The sequence below is a fragment of the Micromonospora sp. WMMD980 genome (assembly GCF_029626035.1).
In the GTDB taxonomy this organism is placed as follows: Bacteria; Actinomycetota; Actinomycetes; order Mycobacteriales; family Micromonosporaceae; genus Micromonospora.
Genome location: NZ_JARUBE010000003.1, coordinates 2,165,929 through 2,180,927, shown reverse-complemented (window position 1 = coordinate 2,180,927; position 14,999 = coordinate 2,165,929). Strand labels below are relative to the sequence as shown.

The window sequence follows — 14,999 nt, the reverse complement described above, 5'->3', positions numbered from 1 at the left end:
GCCGGTCAGGTCGTCGTCGCCGGTCACCCGTTGACGGTGAACGTGACTCGTCGCTACGTCACCAGGCGGTAGTTGGGGATGCCGCTGCGGCGATCCGCTGCGGGCGCATCGATGGAGCGCGCTGTCACGCCGGCTGGAATCGGGGCCCGCGACAGGTGGATGCCCTCGAGGCAGGTGTCACACCAGAACGAGACGTAACCGTATCCGGCACCTGGTGGACCGGTGAACACCATGCTTAGCGTCTGGTGGCCGCAGTTCGGGCACGGTAGCTCCGGCCTCGTCGGCAACGTGCGGTAGAAGATTTCGTACGCGTCCAGCCACTCTTCGAATGTCGCCATCAATCCACTTCCTCGGGTCTGACCGACTGATTTCGCCACCACTGTTCCTCATGGGCGTAGGCGCGATCCTCGAATGCGGCGGCTTCTTCGTGATCTCTGGGATACGGGTGTCCCTCCCGGAGTTCTGACACGTGAAACCGTTCGTGTTCCAATGTTCTTGCGAGATCCTCCTCGCTGCGGAAGGCTTCTCGGCACAGCATGACCGACTGATCTGGCCTGGTCACCCCGCACACCCCGGACATCCGGTTGTTGACATTGAACTGGATGCCGGACACCTCGATACCGTACTTGGCCGCGATCCGTTGCACCGATTCCATGTTCATCGGCATTCGAGGTCCACGTCCTCTTCCCCGCACCCGGTTGAGATCGCCAGGATCAGGTTCGGCTCGGCGCAACCGGCTCAATGCCTGCTTCAGCTTCTCGATCAGCTCGCCGAGCCGCCGCACCTCCGGCATCAGCCGCCGCAGACTCGTCAACAACCCCCGCAACAACCGCGCGATCCGCGCCCCCCACGACGCCACCGTCGTGGTGACCTGTTCCACCACCAGCGGCGTGGCCAGCCCGGCGCTGGCAACCAGTTCCGTGGCGTACACGATCAGGCGGGCGACGCAGGCGGCGACGGCGTCGCGGACCAGCAGCCGGACGGCGGCGACCAGGCCGGCGGCGCCCTCGGTGATCGCGGCCAGCGCCTCGGCGCCCTGCGCCAGCCCGGTGATGGCCTGCTGCTGCTCGTGGGCCCAGAGCCGGTATCCCATGCCGGCGGTGCCGGTCCAGCCGGCGACCTCGGTGCGGACCGCGTGGGCCAGGTCGGCGGCGTCCTCGCGCAGCGAAGCCGCCACGTTGCGCCAGGTCTGGGCGTGCGCGGTGATCTCGGCGGGGTCGCCGGCGAGCCAGTCGAGGGCCTCGCTGAGCGGCTTGACGTGCTCGATGAGCCAGGCGATGCCGTACTGCAGCAGCGCGCTGACCGGGTCGGACCCGATCGCGAGGGCGTCCAGGCCGGCGCTGACCACGCCGAGGCTGCCGTCGATCCAGCTGCCGGTGCGGACGCCGTGGGCGATGAGTTCGATGTCCTCGCAGATCCAGATGCCCGCCCAGGCGCTGGGCCCGGTGTCCGCCGCGCCGGCGACCAGCGGGTTGGTGGTCACCGGCGGTTCCGCACCTGGTCGAGCAGGTGCGCGGCGTGGGTGTCGGAGGCGTGGTAGCGCTCGGCGCTGGTGCGGACCTTGCCGGCGGTGTCCCGGACCGCCGTGGCCGCCGTGGCCACGCCGTCGACCAGGGTGCGCTGGAGGCCGTCGAGGAGCAGCGGCACGATCTGGCGGAGCTGCCCGTACGCGTCGTGGCCGAGCCGGACGTCCTGGCCGGCCTGGCGGGCGGTGTCGATGCTGTCGGCGCAGCGATCCAGGTGGGCGGCGTGGACGGTCAGGTCGTCCGGGTCGACCTGGAGGACCTCACCGCCGGGCATCCGGCGGGCCCTGGTCGGGGTCGAGCCGCCGCCGGTGGGACTCGACGATGGCCCGTGCGGCCGGGTCGTCCGCACCGAGCGTCTCGGCGGTCGCCTCGGTGAGCCGGCGCAGCAGGTCGGCGCACGCGGCCCGGGTGGTGGCCACAACCTGCCGGGCGGTGTGTGCGGCGGAGTGCTTCCGGGTGCGTTCGTCGAGCCGCAGGTCGGCCAGCAGCCCGGCGGCGTCCACTGTCACCTCGACCAGGCCGTCGTCACTGCGGGCGGAGCCGGTCAGCGCCTGCGTGCGCGCGGAAAGGGCTTTCGCCCGCGCGGCCTGCATGGCGAGGCCCGACTCCCACTCGTCGAGGCGGCGACCCGCCGCGTCCAGTGCGGCCTCGTCCGCCCACATCGCCACCCTCCCCAGGGGACATCGGTGACCGCTACGCTACCAACCGGTGGCGCTGAGTGTATGTCCCGTCCTGCGGCAATCTCGGACGGCGGGAGGGACCGCGGTCAGCCCTGCAGCCGCTGTGCCCAGTAGACTTGGTCGTCGGCTCCCAGGTAGACGAGCGCCAGCAGCAGGTCGGGCAGCGTCACCGGCGCGGTGGCGATCGGGAACTCGCGCTGCGATCTGTACAGGCGCGGAAAGAGCGCCACGAACGTCACCGGTGAAGCCCGGGCGTCTCCGATCGCCAGCCGGCTTCCGCCGTTCCGCCAATCGTGCTCGCCGACCTGCACATCGCCCGCGCCGCGTAACCAGGGGTAGCGGTCCGGGATTTTGTTCTCCACCCCGGCGCTGCCCATGCCGACGCTCTCCTGCGGCGCGGACACCGCGAACACCGGCGGTTTGAGGTCGCTGCGCTTGTCGATGAGGAAGAGCGCGAAGTATCCGCCGTCCAGCGGTGCCGGCGGCGGCTGCCAGGACACCCGGCCCAGCACCAGTTGGTCACCGCCGGACGCCACCGGCGCCTGGTACGCCGAACCGAGCGCGGCCTGCGCCTCGTCGTAGGTGACGAATTCCAACGACGAGCGGAGGTGGAGTGCCTCCGGCCCGTAGGGCGGTCGCTGGTGCCACCAGTTCCATCCGCCGGCCGCCGCCACGATCACCACAAACGCCACCGCCGCGGAGGCTGCCCGTCGCCACGTCACGGCCGTGAGTGAAGCATGCCCTCGCCCGTCCGGCGGGCCAGCCGGCTGATCGCGGCCACCGACCGGTCCACGTCCGCTTCCGTGGTGGTCGCGTTGGACACCGAGATCCGCATCAGCCGCCGCCCCCGCCACGTCGTGCCGCCCACCCAGCACGTCCCGTCGGCCTGCGTCGCGGCGACCACCCGGTCGGTGGCCGCGTCGTCGCCGAAGCCGACCAGCACCTGGTTGAGGACCACGTCGTTGACCACCTCGAACCCGGCCGCGGTCAGCCCGTCGGCGACCCGGCGGGCCAGCGCGCAGCAGCGCTCGACGAGCGCGGCCACGCCGTCGCGGCCCAGCTCCCGCAGGCCCGCCCAGGCCGCGAAGCCACGGGCGCGCCGCGAGGACTCCGCGGTCAGGTCCGCGCCCGCCGGCACCCCACCGGAACCCACGAGGTACGCGGCCGCGTACGACAGGGCCGCCGCGTGCACGTCCGGCCGGGCGCAGAACGCGAACGCGATGTCGTACGGCAGGTTCAGCCACTTGTGTCCGTCGCAGGCCCACGAGTCGGCCGCCTCGATGCCGTCCACCAGGTGCCGGGTGGACGGGTTGGCGGCGGCCCACAGACCGAACGCGCCGTCCACGTGCACCCAGCCACCGTGCCGGTGCACCAGGTCGCACGCCGTGCGCAGCTCGTCGAACGCGCCGGTGTTCACGTTGCCCGCCTGGAGGCAGACGACGGTCGGCCCGGTGGGGGAGCCGCGTAGCGCCGCGGCCAGCGCCTCCGGGTCGATCGCGCCCTGCGGGCCGGCGGGCACCTCCGTCACCGCGTCCGTGCCGAGGCCGAGCAGGCGCAGGGACCGGTCCACGGTGGCGTGCCGTTCGGCGCCGGCGAGCACCCGCACCGGCGGCGCGCCGAGCAGCCCGCGCCGTTCCACGTCCCAGCCGGCGTCGGCGAGCACCTGGTGCCGGGCGGCGGCGAGTCCGGCGGTGTTGGCGGCCTGGCCGCCGGTGACGAAGCCGACCGACGCGGTCGCCGGGATGCCGAGCAGGTCCTTGAGCCAGGTGCCGGCGGCCACCGCGGCGGGCGAGGTGACCGCGTTGAACGCGATCTGGTCCCAGCCGGCGGCGAGCATGTCGGCGGCGGTGGCGGCCGGGGACGCGCCGCCGACCACGAAGCCGAAGTAGCGCGGGCCGGCGGTGGCGACCAGCCCCGGCTCGGCGGCGGCGACCAGTTCCGTCAGCACCTGCTCAGGCGGCGTGGGCGTGGCCGGCAGCTCGATGGCGAACGCCCGGTTCAGGGTGGCCTGGTCGACCGGCACCCCGACCGGCCGTTCGGCAAGTGTCCGCCGGTAGTCGGCGGCGTGCTCGGCGGCCCGCCGGAACAGCTCCCGCAGCTCGTCCATCGCCGCACCCTAACCGGAGGTCGCGGGGCCGGGCGCGTCGGCGGTAGCCGGGTGTGCTCGGAGTGAGTGCTGAGTGACCCCCGTGACCGCTGGCTCACCCACGAACTCCTGGGTTTCTGTGGATGGATCGGACCGTCGGTGGCTTTCCCGCCGACGAGATGGCACACCGGGGGAGGGCCGATGGGTCTGCGGAGACTGCTGGACAGCACACCCGCGCGTCTCGCCGGACTTCCTGATCGAGGAACTCGACGGGTCGCTGGTCGTCACGCGCGTCAAGGGGGCCGACGGTCGTTCCCACCACCGCTACGCCTACACGCGACAGCAACGAGTCCGGGCGACGCGGCAGATCCGCCTGGTCGGCATCCGCTCGCACTGGAGCGGCCAGAACCGCACGGTCGAGGAGGCGACGTCGCTGTTCCCGGAACACCGGCTGCTCGACGGCGCGGTCGCCGAGGAGGACGGGCGGGTCTACCGGTGGTTGTATCTGCTCGGCCCGCTGGCCCGCGGCCGGCGGGTGAGCGTCGGCATCAGGCAGGTGTTCGAGGATGCCTACGCGCCGATGAAGCCGTACTACCGGGAGAGCTGCGAGGAACGCCCGGTCGGGAAGCTGTCGGTACGGGTGCAGTTCGACCACGCGGACGCGCCGGCCGAGGCGTGGCACGTGGTGTGGCGGAGAACGCGGTCGGGGTCGAGTCGTCAGGAGGTCGCCCGCACCCGATGCCGGCCCAGCGCCGACCAGGCGGCGGGAAAGGTCGTCTACGCGTTGACCCTGCGGCGGCCGGACCCCGAGTGCGCCTACGGCATCTGGTGGCGGTGGCCGGAGGAAACGCCCCGACGACTCGCGGGTACGCCGGCGCGGCGGGCACCGGGCGAGGACGTCAGTCGGACGCTTCCCCGAGGGCGGCGGTGAGCCGGTCGAGGTGCACGGCGACCGGGCCGGCGGTGAGCATCCCGCTGCCGGCGCCGGCCACCTCGGGCGCCGCCGGCGCCAACGCGTCGCGGACGCGGCGCATCGCGGCCCGGTGGTCGAGCGCGACCGCGGCCCGGCCGGTGAGCGCCCACAGCGCCTCCAGCAGCAGGTCGCGCGGCGGTGGCGGGGTCCGGCGCAGCGCGGCGGCGGCGTCGGCGCGCCGGTCGGCGGCGAGCAGCACGAGCGGCCGGGCCCACGGCGCGTACGGGCCCCAGTCGGTGTCGTCGGGGAAGTCGGCCGGGAGGTCGTGCCACACCCGCAGGCAGAGCAGCGCCAGCGGGAGCAGGCCCCGCTCGACGCCGGGCATGCCGCAGCCGGCCAGGCGACCGGCGGCCGTCCGGTAGGCGGCCTCCGCCTCCGGGTACGGCGCGCCGGCCGCGGCGACGCGCATGGCCCGGTACCAGGCGGTGAACACGCCGGTCAGCGGCGACTCGTGCCGGGCGGCGAGCCGGTCCGCCGCGTCGGCGTGCGCGTCGGCGGCGGTGAGGTCGGCCAGCGCGCCGCGCGCCTGCATGCGGATCAGCCGCCCGAGGATCTCGACCGGGGCCAGGCCGTGCCGGGTGCCCAGCTCGACCAGTTCGGCGCCGGTCGCATCCCGCTCGGCGGCCAGCCCGGCACGGTGGAACGTCTGCATGAACACGCCGTTGAGCGCCTGGGCCAGCAGGGCCGGGTCGGCCAGCCGTCGGGCGATCGCCTCGGCCTGGCGGGCCGCGTCGGGCCCGCGCGTCGACGGCAGGCCGCGGGACTCGACGGCGACGGTGGCGAGCAGCCGGGCGCGGGTCGTCTCCGGCGCGTCCGGGCCGAGGCCGGCCAGCGCCCGTTCCGCCGCCGCCACCACGCGGGCCGCCTGCTCCGGGTCGTCGGCGCGGGTCCAGATCGCCGGCACGTCGTAGCCGCCGATCACCCGCGCGGTGAGGTCCGGGTCGCCGAGCTGCTCGGCCGCGTCGATGGCGGCGACCCGCTGGTCGCGGGCCGCCTCCAGGCCACCCGGCCCGGTCACCGCGAGGCTGCGCAGGAGCCCGACGGTGGACTCCAGCCGGGCCCGCGCCCCGGGCACCACGCTGCGTTCGTACGCCGCGGCGGCCTCCGCCCACACCCGCCCCGGTCCGGTGGGCTCCGGGTCGGTCTGGCGCAGGAGGTCGGTCTCCAGCCGGCGCAGGCGCGGGCCGGGGTCCAGGCCGAGCTGGTCGCGTAGCCGCTCCCGGGCCCGGCGCAGCACCGCGAGCGCGTCGGCCTGCCGCCCGGCGCGGTAGAGGGCCAGCGCCAGCAGCCGCCAGCCGTCCTCCCGCCACGGGTGGTCCGCCACGTGCGCGTCCAGGTCGGGGACGGCGTCGGTGGCCCGGCCCAGCGCGAGCAGCGCCTCGGCGCGCCGTTCCACCGCGGTCAGTCGCAGCTCGTCGAGGCGGGCCCGTTCGGCACGCGCCCACGGCTGGTCGAGACCGGCGTACCCGGGGCCGCGCCACCAGCCCAGCGCGGCGTCGAGCCGGTCGAGCGTCGGTCGGGGCAGCGCGTCGGTGGTGGCGGCGACGGTGTCGGCGAACCGCCAGGCGTCGACGGTGTCGCCGGCGGCGCGCAGCGCGTACCCCGGTCCGTCGGTGACCAGCAGCCGGGCCGGCTCGCGCGGCGCCCGCCGCGGTTCCAGCCGGCGGCGCAGCGCCGCGACGAACGTGCGGACCGCGCCGACCGCGCCCGCCGGCGGGTCGGCCCACAGGTCGTCGACAAGGTGGTCGACCGGCACCACCCGGCTGCGGGCCACGATCAGCCGGGCCAGCACCGCGCGGTGCCGGGGCCCCCTCAGGTCGACCGGCGCGCCGTCACCGTCCCAGGCCGTTACCGGCCCGAGCACCCCGAAGCTGACCTGCACCGACCCCTCCTCGACCCGGGCCACCGTACCGCGCTCATCGGTTGCTCATCCGGCGGCGCGACGCTTCACCGGTACGACGACGCAGAGAGGCACCGAGATGAGCATCGGCATTCCAGAATTCGACTATCGGCGCGTCACCGTCGCCGACGGTGTGGCGCTGAACGTGGCGGTGGGCGGCCGCGGCCGCCCGGTCGTGCTGCTGCACGGCTTCCCGCAGACCCACCTGATGTGGCGGCACGTCGCCGCCGACCTGGCCGCCGACCACACCGTGATCTGCCCGGACCTGCGCGGGTACGGCGCCAGCGACAAGCCGCCCGCGCACGACGAGGACACGTACGCGAAGCGGACCATGGCCGCCGACGTGGTGGCGCTGGCCCGGGCGCTCGGTCACGAGCGGTTCGCGCTGGCCGGGCACGACCGGGGCGCGCTGGTCGCGGTGCGCGCCGGCCTGGACCATCCGGACGTCGTCACCCACCTGGCGTCGTTGGACGTGCTGCCCACCCTCGACATGTGGGACGTGCTGCACGGGGCGTCGGCGGCGGTGGCCTTCCACCTCTACCTGATGGCGCAGCCGCCCGGCCTGCCCGAGCGGATGATCTCGGCAAGCGCTGACGCGTTCTTCGGCTACTTCCTCGACGCCTGGGGCACCGGCCCGGCGGCCGTGCCGGTTGAGGTGCGTGCCGAGTACCTGCGGGCCTCCCGGGAGGCGGTCGACTCGATCGTCGCCGACTACCGGGCCTCGGCCGGCATCGACGTGGCGCACGACCGGGCGGACCGGGACGCGGGGCGACGGCTGGACATGCCGGTGACCGTGATCCAGCAGGACTGGGGCGCGGCGCTCGGCTACGACGCGCAGGCGGTGTGGCGGGCCTGGGCCCCGGACCTGGAGCACCGCACCACCACCGCCGGGCACTTCCTGGCCGAGGCGGCCCCGGCCGAGGTCACCGAGGCGCTGCGGGCGCTCCTGAAGCGGTAGCGTACGCCCTATCGTACGTTGTACGATAGGGCGAGGACACCACGGAGGAGGCGACCCGGTGGAACACGCGATCATCGCGGAAGGGTTGTGCAAGCGGTACGGCGACACGGCCGCGCTGGACGGATTCGACCTGCGGGTGCCACCCGGCACGGTCTGCGGGCTGCTCGGCCCGAACGGCGCCGGCAAGACCACGGCGGTACGGATCCTGGCCACGCTGCTGCGGTTCGACGCCGGCCGGGCCGAGGTGGCCGGTTTCGACGTGGCCCGCCAGGCCGACCAAGTGCGCTACCGCATCGGCCTGGTCGGGCAGCGTCCGGCTCTCGACGAGGCGCTGAGCGGTCGGGAGAACCTGGTGATCCTCGGTCGACTGTTCCACCTCGGCCGGGCGCAGGCCCGCCGGCGCGCCGGAGAGCTGCTGGAGCGGTTCGGGCTCGCCGACGACGGTGGCGCGCCGGTGCGGACGTACTCGGGCGGGATGCGCCGGCGGCTCGACCTGGCCGCCGGGATGATCCGCACACCGTCGGTGCTCTTCCTCGACGAGCCCACCACGGCTCTGGACCCGCGCGGGCGCAACGAGGTGTGGGAGTCGGTCCGGGACCTGGTCCGGGCCGGCACCACCGTGCTGCTCACCACGCAGTACCTCGACGAGGCCGACCAGCTCGCCGACCGCATCTGCGTGCTCGACGCCGGTCGGGTCATCGCCGAGGGCACCCCGGACGCGCTCAAGTCCCGGCTCGGCGGTGACCGGATCGATCTGGTCGTCCGCGACGCCCGCGACCTCGCCACGGCAGCGGACCGGCTGCGCCGGGTGGCCACCGCCGAGCCGGTCGTCGACCCGGACCGCCGCGCGGTCAGCGCCCAGGTCGACGACCGGGCCGGCGCGTTGACCGGGGTGCTGCGCGCGCTCGACGCCGACGGGGTGACCGTGACGGACGTGGCGCTGCGCCGGCCGACCCTCGACGAGGTGTTCCTCCGGCTCACCGGCCGGCCCGCCGAGCGGGTCGACGCCATCGTGGAGGTGCCCGCGTGAGCGCCGCCACCGTCGCCTCGCCGCCGGGCCGCCCGTCCCTGGCCGGCGACAGCCGCACCCTCACCTGTCGGGCGCTCGCGCACTGGCGTCGCGACCCCGGCCCGCTGGCCGGCGCGCTCGCCTTCAACATCCTGATCCTGCTGATGTTCGCCTACCTGTTCGGCGGCGCGCTCCAGGTGCCCGGCGGCGGCAGCTACCGGGAGTTCCTGATGCCCGGCATGTTCGCCATGACCATGCTCTTCGGCATCAGCCAGACCACCATGGCGGTCTCCGCCGACGCCGAACGCGGCATCACCGACCGGCTCCGGTCGATGCCGGTGTCCCGGCTGGCCCCGCTGCTCGGCCGGGCGCTGGCCGACATGCTGTTCGCGGTGGTGACGCTCGCGGTCATGCTGCTCGCCGGCCTGGCCGTGGGCTGGCGCGCGCACGGCGGCCCCGGCGACACGCTCGCCGCGCTCGGGCTGATCCTGCTGCTGCGCTTCGCGCTGACCTGGGTGGGCATCTACCTCGGCCTGGTCACGAAAGGCGCGGGCGCGGTGACCGCCGTGCAGACGCTGGAGTTCCCGCTCGGCTTCCTGTCCAGCGCGTTCGTCGCGCCGTCGACCATGCCCGCCTGGCTCGGCGCGGTCGCCGAGTGGAACCCGCTGTCGGCGACCGTCGGCGCCACCCGGGAACTGTTCGGAAACCCCGGTTGGGGTGGCGAGGGCTGGGTGGCCGCGCACCACCCGCTGCTGGCCGTGCTCTGGCCGCTGGCGCTGGTCGCCGTGTTCGTGCCGCTGTCCCTGCGCCGCTACCGCGCGCTGGGCGGCTGAGCCTCACCGGTGGGGGGCGGTAGCATGACGACACCATGTCGACCGACCGCAGGCGCAAGGCCGACCCCGCCCGCAGCCTGGCCATCCTCTGGCGCACCCGGGAGCCGGCGAGCCGCGGCGCCGGGCCCGGTCTCAGCGTCGACCGGATCGTGCGGACGGCCGTCGAGATCGCCGACGCCGAGGGCATCGACGCGCTCACCATGCGCCGGGTCAGTGAGGCGCTCGGCGTCGGCACCATGTCCGTCTACACCTACGTGCCGGGCAAGGCCGAACTGCTCGACGTCATGGTCGACACCGTCCTCGGCGACCTGCCCCGCCCGGCCGACATGCCGGGCGGCTGGCGCGGGCGGCTGGAGCGCATCGCCCGGGACAACCTGGCGCTCTACCGCGCCCATCCGTGGCTGCTGCGCGCCGAGACCACCCGGCCGGTGCTCGGCCCCAACGTGCTCGCCAAGTACGACCACGAGCTGCACGCGGTCGCGGACATCGGCCTCGACGACGTGGAGATGGACGCCGTGCTCACGCTCGTGCTCGGGCACGCGAAGAGCGCGGCCCGCGCCGCGCTCGACGTGGTCGAGCTGGAGCGGGAAACCGGGATGACCGACGAGGCGTGGTGGCAGACGCACGCGCCCTGGCTGGAGAAGTTCATGGCCACCGGCAGCTATCCGCTCGCCGCCCGGGTCGGCACCGCCGCCGGCCTGGCGCACGGCGCCGCGTACGGGCCGGACCACGCGTTCGAGTTCGGCCTCCAGCGGGTGCTCGACGGCATCTCGGTGGTGGTCGCCGAACGCGCGGCCGGCGGCTGACGGGCCGCTATGGTGCTCGCATGATCACCTGCGTGGTGCACTACACCATCGATCCCGGGCAGATCGGGGCGTTCGAACGGTTCGCCCGCGCCTGGATGGAGCTGGTGCGACGGCACGGCGGCGTGCACCACGGCTACTTCCTGCCGGCCGAGGGGGCCAGCGACCGGGCGGAGGCGCTGTTCAGCTTCGAGAGCCTGGCGGCGTACGAGCGCTACCGGGCGCGGTTCGGCACGGACCCGGAGTTCGTCGCCGCCGACCGGATCCGCGACGAGTCGGGCTGCGTCCTGCGCTACGAGCGCACGTTCATGCGACCGCTCCTCCCCACGGTCTGAGACCGTTCGGGGCCTCGCGAGCGCGTGGGCCGCCCTAGACTGGCGGCGATGACGAGTTGGCCTCGCTTGGACGAACGGGCGGAGGTCGACCCCGCCCGGCACCCGTTCGACGCCGCCGAGGCGGCCGATGTCGTGCGACGGCTGGCGCCGCCGGTGCCGCCGGTGCCGCCCGCCGCTCCCGCGCCGCGCCCCCGCCGACGTCTCGACGACGCCGCCTGGGCCGCGTCCCGCGAGGCGGACCGGCTGGCCGCCGCCTGGAACGCGGCGATGACCGACGCCCTGATGGACCACTACGGCCCCTGGGCCTACGGCTGGCACTGGGGTCCGCGGTCGCTCTGGCACTACTTCTCGCAGATCATCACCTCCGGACCGGAGACGCTGGCCCGGGTAGCCGCGGCCATCGTGGACCGGCGACAGTGGCTGGAGGAGGTGGCCGAACGGTTCGACCGGCTGCTGCCGACGCTGCGGGAGGCGGCGCTCGCCGGGCCGGACGAGGCCCTCGCGGCGTGGGAGACGGCGTTCGGCGAGCTGTTGACCGCCGGTTCGGCCTGGGCCGAGGACCCGGACTGCTGGCTCGGGCCGTCGAGCAGGCTGCTCACCTGGCTGCTCACCGCCGCCGGGCTGCCCGTAGCGCGGAGCGTGGCGCTGGTCGACGAGGCGTTGGCGCCGTGGTTGAACCGCTGGGCGTACCTGTCCGCAGCGGATGTCGCCGACGTCGCCGAGCGCCTCGCCCGCGAGGTGGTCGGGCGCGAGCCCGGCGCTCCGGCCGGCCCGGGCCGGAGCGGCGACGACTGGCCCGACACGTGGCCGCACGGCTGGCCGTCCTGGCGCGCGACGAACCGACCGCCCCCGCACCGCTGACCCCCCTCCTCGCAGATCTTGCACTTTCGGCCCGCGGTCTGCCGGGAAAGTCCTTGTGCCGGGGCGGCACGTGCAAGAGGGCCGGGCCGGGCCGGGCCGGGCGCGGGGTGGGGTCAGGGTGGGGGATGGGCGGCCCGGGCGTAGCGGCGGGACAGGTGGGCGAAGGCGGTGCGCAGCTCGGGTGGGCCGACGACTTCGATGTCGGCGTCGTAGCGGCCGAGCACGGCGGCCAGGCCCGGCCAGGACCAGGCGCCCAGCACCAGCCGGCACCGGTCCGGGCCGAGTTCCTCGACGACGCCGTCGCGGGTCCACGCGGAGACCGTGCGGGCGGGCAGGTCGAGGATCACCTCGCCCCGGCACGGCCAGTCGCCGGGGCCGGTCGCCCCGGTGAACCGGCCGGCGACGAATGCGGCCACGTCCCCGCCGGGCAGCTCGCGGGGCGCGAACCGCGGCCCGGTGGGCGTACGCGGGCGGATCCGGTCGACGCGGAACGTGCGCCAGTCGGCCCGGTCCAGGTCCCAGGCGACCAGGTACCAGCGCCCGCCCCAGGTGACCAGGTGGTGCGGTTGCGTCCGGCGCGGCGGCGGCGCCCCGTCGGTCGGGACGACCGTCGGCGCGGGTGGATAGTCGAAGCGCAGTTCCTCGCGGGCGTGCACGGCGGCGCTGAGCGTCATCAGCAACGCCGGCTCGACCCGGGGCTTCGTGGCGGCTCCGGCCCGTTGCACGGCGACGATTCGCAGCGCGTCGACGCGGTGCCGCAGCCGCGCCGGCATCACCTGCCGCACCGTGGTCAGCGCCCGCGCGGCGGCCTCCTCGATGCCGGTGACGGTGGTGACGGCGGTCTGCAACGCCACGGTGAGCGCGACGGCCTGCTCGTCGTCGAAGAGCAGCGGTGGCAGCGCCGAGCCGGCGCCGAGCCGGTAGCCACCGTCCGGTCCCTTGGCGCTCACGATCGGATAGCCCAGCTCGCGCAGTCGGTCGACGTCACGGCGCACGGTGCGCGGACTGACGCCGAGCCGTTCGGCCAGCACCGCGCCCGGCCAGTCCCGACGCGCCTGCAACAGGGACAGCAGGGAGAGCAGTCGTGCGGAGGTGGTCGGCATGGCACGCATTCTGCCAGCAGTAGCGGACACATCCTGACCGCTGCTGCCGCGAGCGTGTGCCCGTACCCGAAACGGACCGGAAGGAACCGACGACCATGACCGTCCCCACCCTGACCCGCGACGAGCGTGCCGACCTGCTCGCGGCGCTCGCCACCGCCCGGGCCGCGCTGACCGCGACGGTGCGCGACCTCACCGACGCCCAGGCCGGCGCGCGTCCCACCGTCAGCGCGCTCTGCCTGGGCGGCGTGCTCAAGCATGTGGCCTCCGGCGAGGAAGCCTGGCTGCGCTTCGTGGTCGAGGGCCCGGCGACGATGACGTTCACCCTGCCCGACGGGGTCACCTGGCCCGACATCATGGGCGGCACGGCGCGTGAGCTGCCACAGTGGTTGGTCGACCGGGAGCGGACGTTCCAGATGCTGCCCGAGGACACGCTGCCCACCATCCTCGACCGATACGCCCGGGTGGCCGCCCGCACCGAGGAGATCGTGGCCGGCATCGACGACCTGTCGGCCGCACAGCCGGTGCCGGAGGCGCCGTGGCACGAGCCCGGCACGGTCATGAGCGTGCGGGCGGTGCTGACGCACGTCATCGCCGAGACCCGCCAGCACACCGGCCACGCGGAGATCCTGCGCGAGACGCTCGACCGGCGGGCCACCACCTGAACCGGTGCCGGCGTCTCCTCAGGCGGCGGGTGACCGCGTCGCCCGGCCCATCCGGGTCACCGCCTCGGTCAGCATGGCCGGCGAGGTGGCGAAGTTGAGACGCACGAAGCCGACGCCGCCGGCGCCGAAGACGTGCCCGGAGCTGAGCGCCACCCGGGCGTCGTCGAGGAACATCCGCGCCGGGCCGGCCAGGTCACTGGCCACTCCCGGCCCGTCGCCCGGCGCCTCGGTGGGCACGTCGAGGCGGGTGCAGTCCAGCCAGGCGAGGTAGGTCCCCTCGGGCGGGCGCCACGACACCTCGGGCAGGTGCTCGGCCAGCAGCGACCCGAGCAACGCGCGGTTGGCGTCGAGGCCGTCGAGCAGCAGGTCCAGCCAGGGCCCGCCGTCGCGGAACGCGGCGGTGTGCGCGAGCACCCCGAGGTGGCTGGGGCCGTGGCTGACCTCCTCCGGCATCCGGGCCAGGTCGGCCGCGGCGGCCGGCCCGGCCACCGCCAACGCCGCCTTCAGGCCGGCGAGGTTCCACGCCTTCGACGCCGAGACCAGGGCGAACGCGTCGTCGGCGCCGGGGACCGTCAGGTAGGGGGTGAACCGCGCCCCGGCGAGCACCAGCGGGGCGTGGATCTCGTCGGAGACCACCCGCACGCCGTGCCGCGCGGCCAACCCGGCGACGGCCGCCAACTCGTCGCCGCGATGCACCACCCCGGTCGGGTTGTGCGGATTGCAGAGCAGAAGCGCGGGCCGGTCGCCGACCGCGCGCGCCGCGCGGAACGCCTCGTCCAGCGCGGCGAGGTCCAGCCGCAGGTCCGGCCCGAGCGGGGCCTCGACCAGCCGGCGGTCGGCGTGTGTGACGAACGCGTAGAACGGCGGGTAGACGGGGGGACAGACCACCACCGCGTCGCCCGGGTCGGTGACCAGCCGCAGCACCTCGACCACGCCCATCATCACGTCGGGCACGAGCGTGCTGCGCGCGACCGGGAAGTCGGCCCAGTCCCAGCGGCGGGCGGCGAACCCGCCGAGCGCCTCCGCGTACGCCGTCCCGTACGCGTAGCCGGTGTCGCCCAGGTCGACCGCGCGGCGCAGCGCCTCGGCCACCGGCGGCGCCAACGGCACGTCCTGCTCGGCGACCCACAGCGGCAGCACGTCCGGCGGGTGCAGCCGCCACTTCACGCTGGTGCGCCGACGGAGCTGGTCGAGCGTGAGCTGGGTGAGCGGATTGCGGTCGCCGACGGAAACGCCCATGGGGTACACCGTAGGGGGCCCTACCATCGCC

At 74.8% G+C, this 14,999-nt stretch carries 17 protein-coding genes; 8 read left to right on the top strand and 9 right to left on the bottom strand.

Translation table 11 applies throughout. The features are described from left to right. Positions 1-53: 53 nt before the first annotated feature. The 6 genes from O7618_RS10560 to O7618_RS10535 all read right to left on the bottom strand — a co-directional run bounded on the left by O7618_RS10560 (position 54) and on the right by O7618_RS10535 (position 4,313). Entirely contained in the window at positions 54-338 is a 285-nt protein-coding gene (locus tag O7618_RS10560; protein WP_278105857.1) for a hypothetical protein, read from the bottom strand. Then, positions 338-1,483, bottom strand: a complete 1,146-nt coding sequence (locus O7618_RS10555; protein ID WP_278105856.1) for a WXG100 family type VII secretion target — start codon at positions 1,481-1,483, stop codon at positions 338-340. The genes O7618_RS10560 and O7618_RS10555 overlap by 1 nt, the downstream gene beginning before the upstream one ends. Further along, on the bottom strand, positions 1,480-1,800 hold the full coding sequence (locus O7618_RS10550) for a type VII secretion target (protein WP_278105855.1): 321 nt from the start codon (positions 1,798-1,800) through the stop codon (positions 1,480-1,482). The genes O7618_RS10555 and O7618_RS10550 overlap by 4 nt, the downstream gene beginning before the upstream one ends. After that, positions 1,787-2,188: a YbaB/EbfC family nucleoid-associated protein gene (locus tag O7618_RS10545; protein WP_278105854.1), complete on the bottom strand. Its 402-nt coding sequence runs from the start codon at positions 2,186-2,188 to the stop codon at positions 1,787-1,789. The genes O7618_RS10550 and O7618_RS10545 overlap by 14 nt, the downstream gene beginning before the upstream one ends. Before the next feature lie 104 nt (positions 2,189-2,292). Continuing rightward, complete coding sequence (locus tag O7618_RS10540; RefSeq protein WP_278105853.1) at positions 2,293-2,898, bottom strand: hypothetical protein; 606 nt, start codon at positions 2,896-2,898, stop codon at positions 2,293-2,295. A 26-nt stretch (positions 2,899-2,924) separates the two neighbouring features. After that, positions 2,925-4,313, bottom strand: coding sequence for a pyridoxal-dependent decarboxylase (locus O7618_RS10535; protein ID WP_278105852.1), 1,389 nt, complete (start codon positions 4,311-4,313; stop codon positions 2,925-2,927). A 118-nt stretch (positions 4,314-4,431) separates the two neighbouring features. On the opposite strand from O7618_RS10535, the gene O7618_RS10530 reads away from it, so the two are divergent. Beyond that, positions 4,432-5,223 carry a hypothetical protein gene (locus O7618_RS10530; RefSeq protein WP_278105851.1) on the top strand — a complete coding sequence of 264 codons (792 nt, stop codon included), beginning with the start codon at positions 4,432-4,434 and terminating at the stop codon, positions 5,221-5,223. Here O7618_RS10530 and O7618_RS10525 read toward each other — a convergent pair. Further along, positions 5,192-7,147 (bottom strand): BTAD domain-containing putative transcriptional regulator, encoded by a 1,956-nt coding sequence (locus O7618_RS10525; RefSeq protein WP_278105850.1) that lies wholly within the window; start codon positions 7,145-7,147, stop codon positions 5,192-5,194. The two genes, O7618_RS10530 and O7618_RS10525, sit on opposite strands and share 32 nt — an antisense overlap. Before the next feature lie 97 nt (positions 7,148-7,244). Between O7618_RS10525 and O7618_RS10520 the strand changes: the two genes are divergently transcribed. The 6 genes from O7618_RS10520 to O7618_RS10495 are packed head-to-tail and all read left to right on the top strand — an operon-like array spanning position 7,245 to position 11,964. Beyond that, positions 7,245-8,123, top strand: coding sequence for an alpha/beta hydrolase (locus tag O7618_RS10520; RefSeq protein WP_278105849.1), 879 nt, complete (start codon positions 7,245-7,247; stop codon positions 8,121-8,123). A gap of 58 nt (positions 8,124-8,181) precedes the next feature. Further along, positions 8,182-9,153 (top strand): ATP-binding cassette domain-containing protein, encoded by a 972-nt coding sequence (locus O7618_RS10515; protein WP_278105848.1) that lies wholly within the window; start codon positions 8,182-8,184, stop codon positions 9,151-9,153. Continuing rightward, complete coding sequence (locus O7618_RS10510) at positions 9,150-9,965, top strand: ABC transporter permease (RefSeq protein WP_278105847.1); 816 nt, start codon at positions 9,150-9,152, stop codon at positions 9,963-9,965. The genes O7618_RS10515 and O7618_RS10510 overlap by 4 nt, the downstream gene beginning before the upstream one ends. A gap of 35 nt (positions 9,966-10,000) precedes the next feature. Further along, complete coding sequence (locus O7618_RS10505) at positions 10,001-10,771, top strand: TetR/AcrR family transcriptional regulator (protein ID WP_278105846.1); 771 nt, start codon at positions 10,001-10,003, stop codon at positions 10,769-10,771. 20 nt (positions 10,772-10,791) lie between these two features. Continuing rightward, a complete protein-coding gene (locus O7618_RS10500) occupies positions 10,792-11,103 on the top strand; it encodes an NIPSNAP family protein (RefSeq protein WP_278105845.1) in 312 nt (103 codons plus the stop codon). Positions 11,104-11,151: 48 nt separating this feature from the next. Beyond that, the gene (locus O7618_RS10495; protein ID WP_278105844.1) at positions 11,152-11,964 is read left to right on the top strand and encodes a hypothetical protein; all 813 of its coding nucleotides are present in this window, start codon (positions 11,152-11,154) and stop codon (positions 11,962-11,964) included. Between the two features lie 113 nt (positions 11,965-12,077). Here the strand turns inward: O7618_RS10495 and O7618_RS10490 are convergent, their stop codons facing one another. Then, on the bottom strand, positions 12,078-13,067 hold the full coding sequence (locus tag O7618_RS10490; RefSeq protein ID WP_347405365.1) for a WYL domain-containing protein: 990 nt from the start codon (positions 13,065-13,067) through the stop codon (positions 12,078-12,080). A 95-nt stretch (positions 13,068-13,162) separates the two neighbouring features. On the opposite strand from O7618_RS10490, the gene O7618_RS10485 reads away from it, so the two are divergent. After that, positions 13,163-13,729, top strand: a complete 567-nt coding sequence (locus O7618_RS10485; RefSeq protein WP_278105842.1) for a DUF664 domain-containing protein — start codon at positions 13,163-13,165, stop codon at positions 13,727-13,729. Between the two features lie 18 nt (positions 13,730-13,747). Here O7618_RS10485 and O7618_RS10480 read toward each other — a convergent pair whose 3' ends face one another. Next, positions 13,748-14,968, bottom strand: a complete 1,221-nt coding sequence (locus tag O7618_RS10480; protein ID WP_278105841.1) for an aminotransferase class I/II-fold pyridoxal phosphate-dependent enzyme — start codon at positions 14,966-14,968, stop codon at positions 13,748-13,750. Positions 14,969-14,999 lie beyond the last annotated feature (31 nt).

Coding starts and splice junctions, on each gene's coding strand:
- O7618_RS10495 (WP_278105844.1), top strand. CDS start 11,152: ATGACGAGTTGGCCTCGCTTGGACGAACGGGCGGAGGTCGACCCCGCC.
- O7618_RS10545 (WP_278105854.1), bottom strand. CDS start 2,188: ATGTGGGCGGACGAGGCCGCACTGGACGCGGCGGGTCGCCGCCTCGAC.
- O7618_RS10485 (WP_278105842.1), top strand. CDS start 13,163: ATGACCGTCCCCACCCTGACCCGCGACGAGCGTGCCGACCTGCTCGCG.
- O7618_RS10535 (WP_278105852.1), bottom strand. CDS start 4,313: ATGGACGAGCTGCGGGAGCTGTTCCGGCGGGCCGCCGAGCACGCCGCC.
- O7618_RS10520 (WP_278105849.1), top strand. CDS start 7,245: ATGAGCATCGGCATTCCAGAATTCGACTATCGGCGCGTCACCGTCGCC.
- O7618_RS10560 (WP_278105857.1), bottom strand. CDS start 338: ATGGCGACATTCGAAGAGTGGCTGGACGCGTACGAAATCTTCTACCGC.
- O7618_RS10500 (WP_278105845.1), top strand. CDS start 10,792: ATGATCACCTGCGTGGTGCACTACACCATCGATCCCGGGCAGATCGGG.
- O7618_RS10480 (WP_278105841.1), bottom strand. CDS start 14,968: ATGGGCGTTTCCGTCGGCGACCGCAATCCGCTCACCCAGCTCACGCTC.
- O7618_RS10505 (WP_278105846.1), top strand. CDS start 10,001: ATGTCGACCGACCGCAGGCGCAAGGCCGACCCCGCCCGCAGCCTGGCC.
- O7618_RS10550 (WP_278105855.1), bottom strand. CDS start 1,800: ATGCCCGGCGGTGAGGTCCTCCAGGTCGACCCGGACGACCTGACCGTC.
- O7618_RS10490 (WP_347405365.1), bottom strand. CDS start 13,067: ATGCCGACCACCTCCGCACGACTGCTCTCCCTGCTGTCCCTGTTGCAG.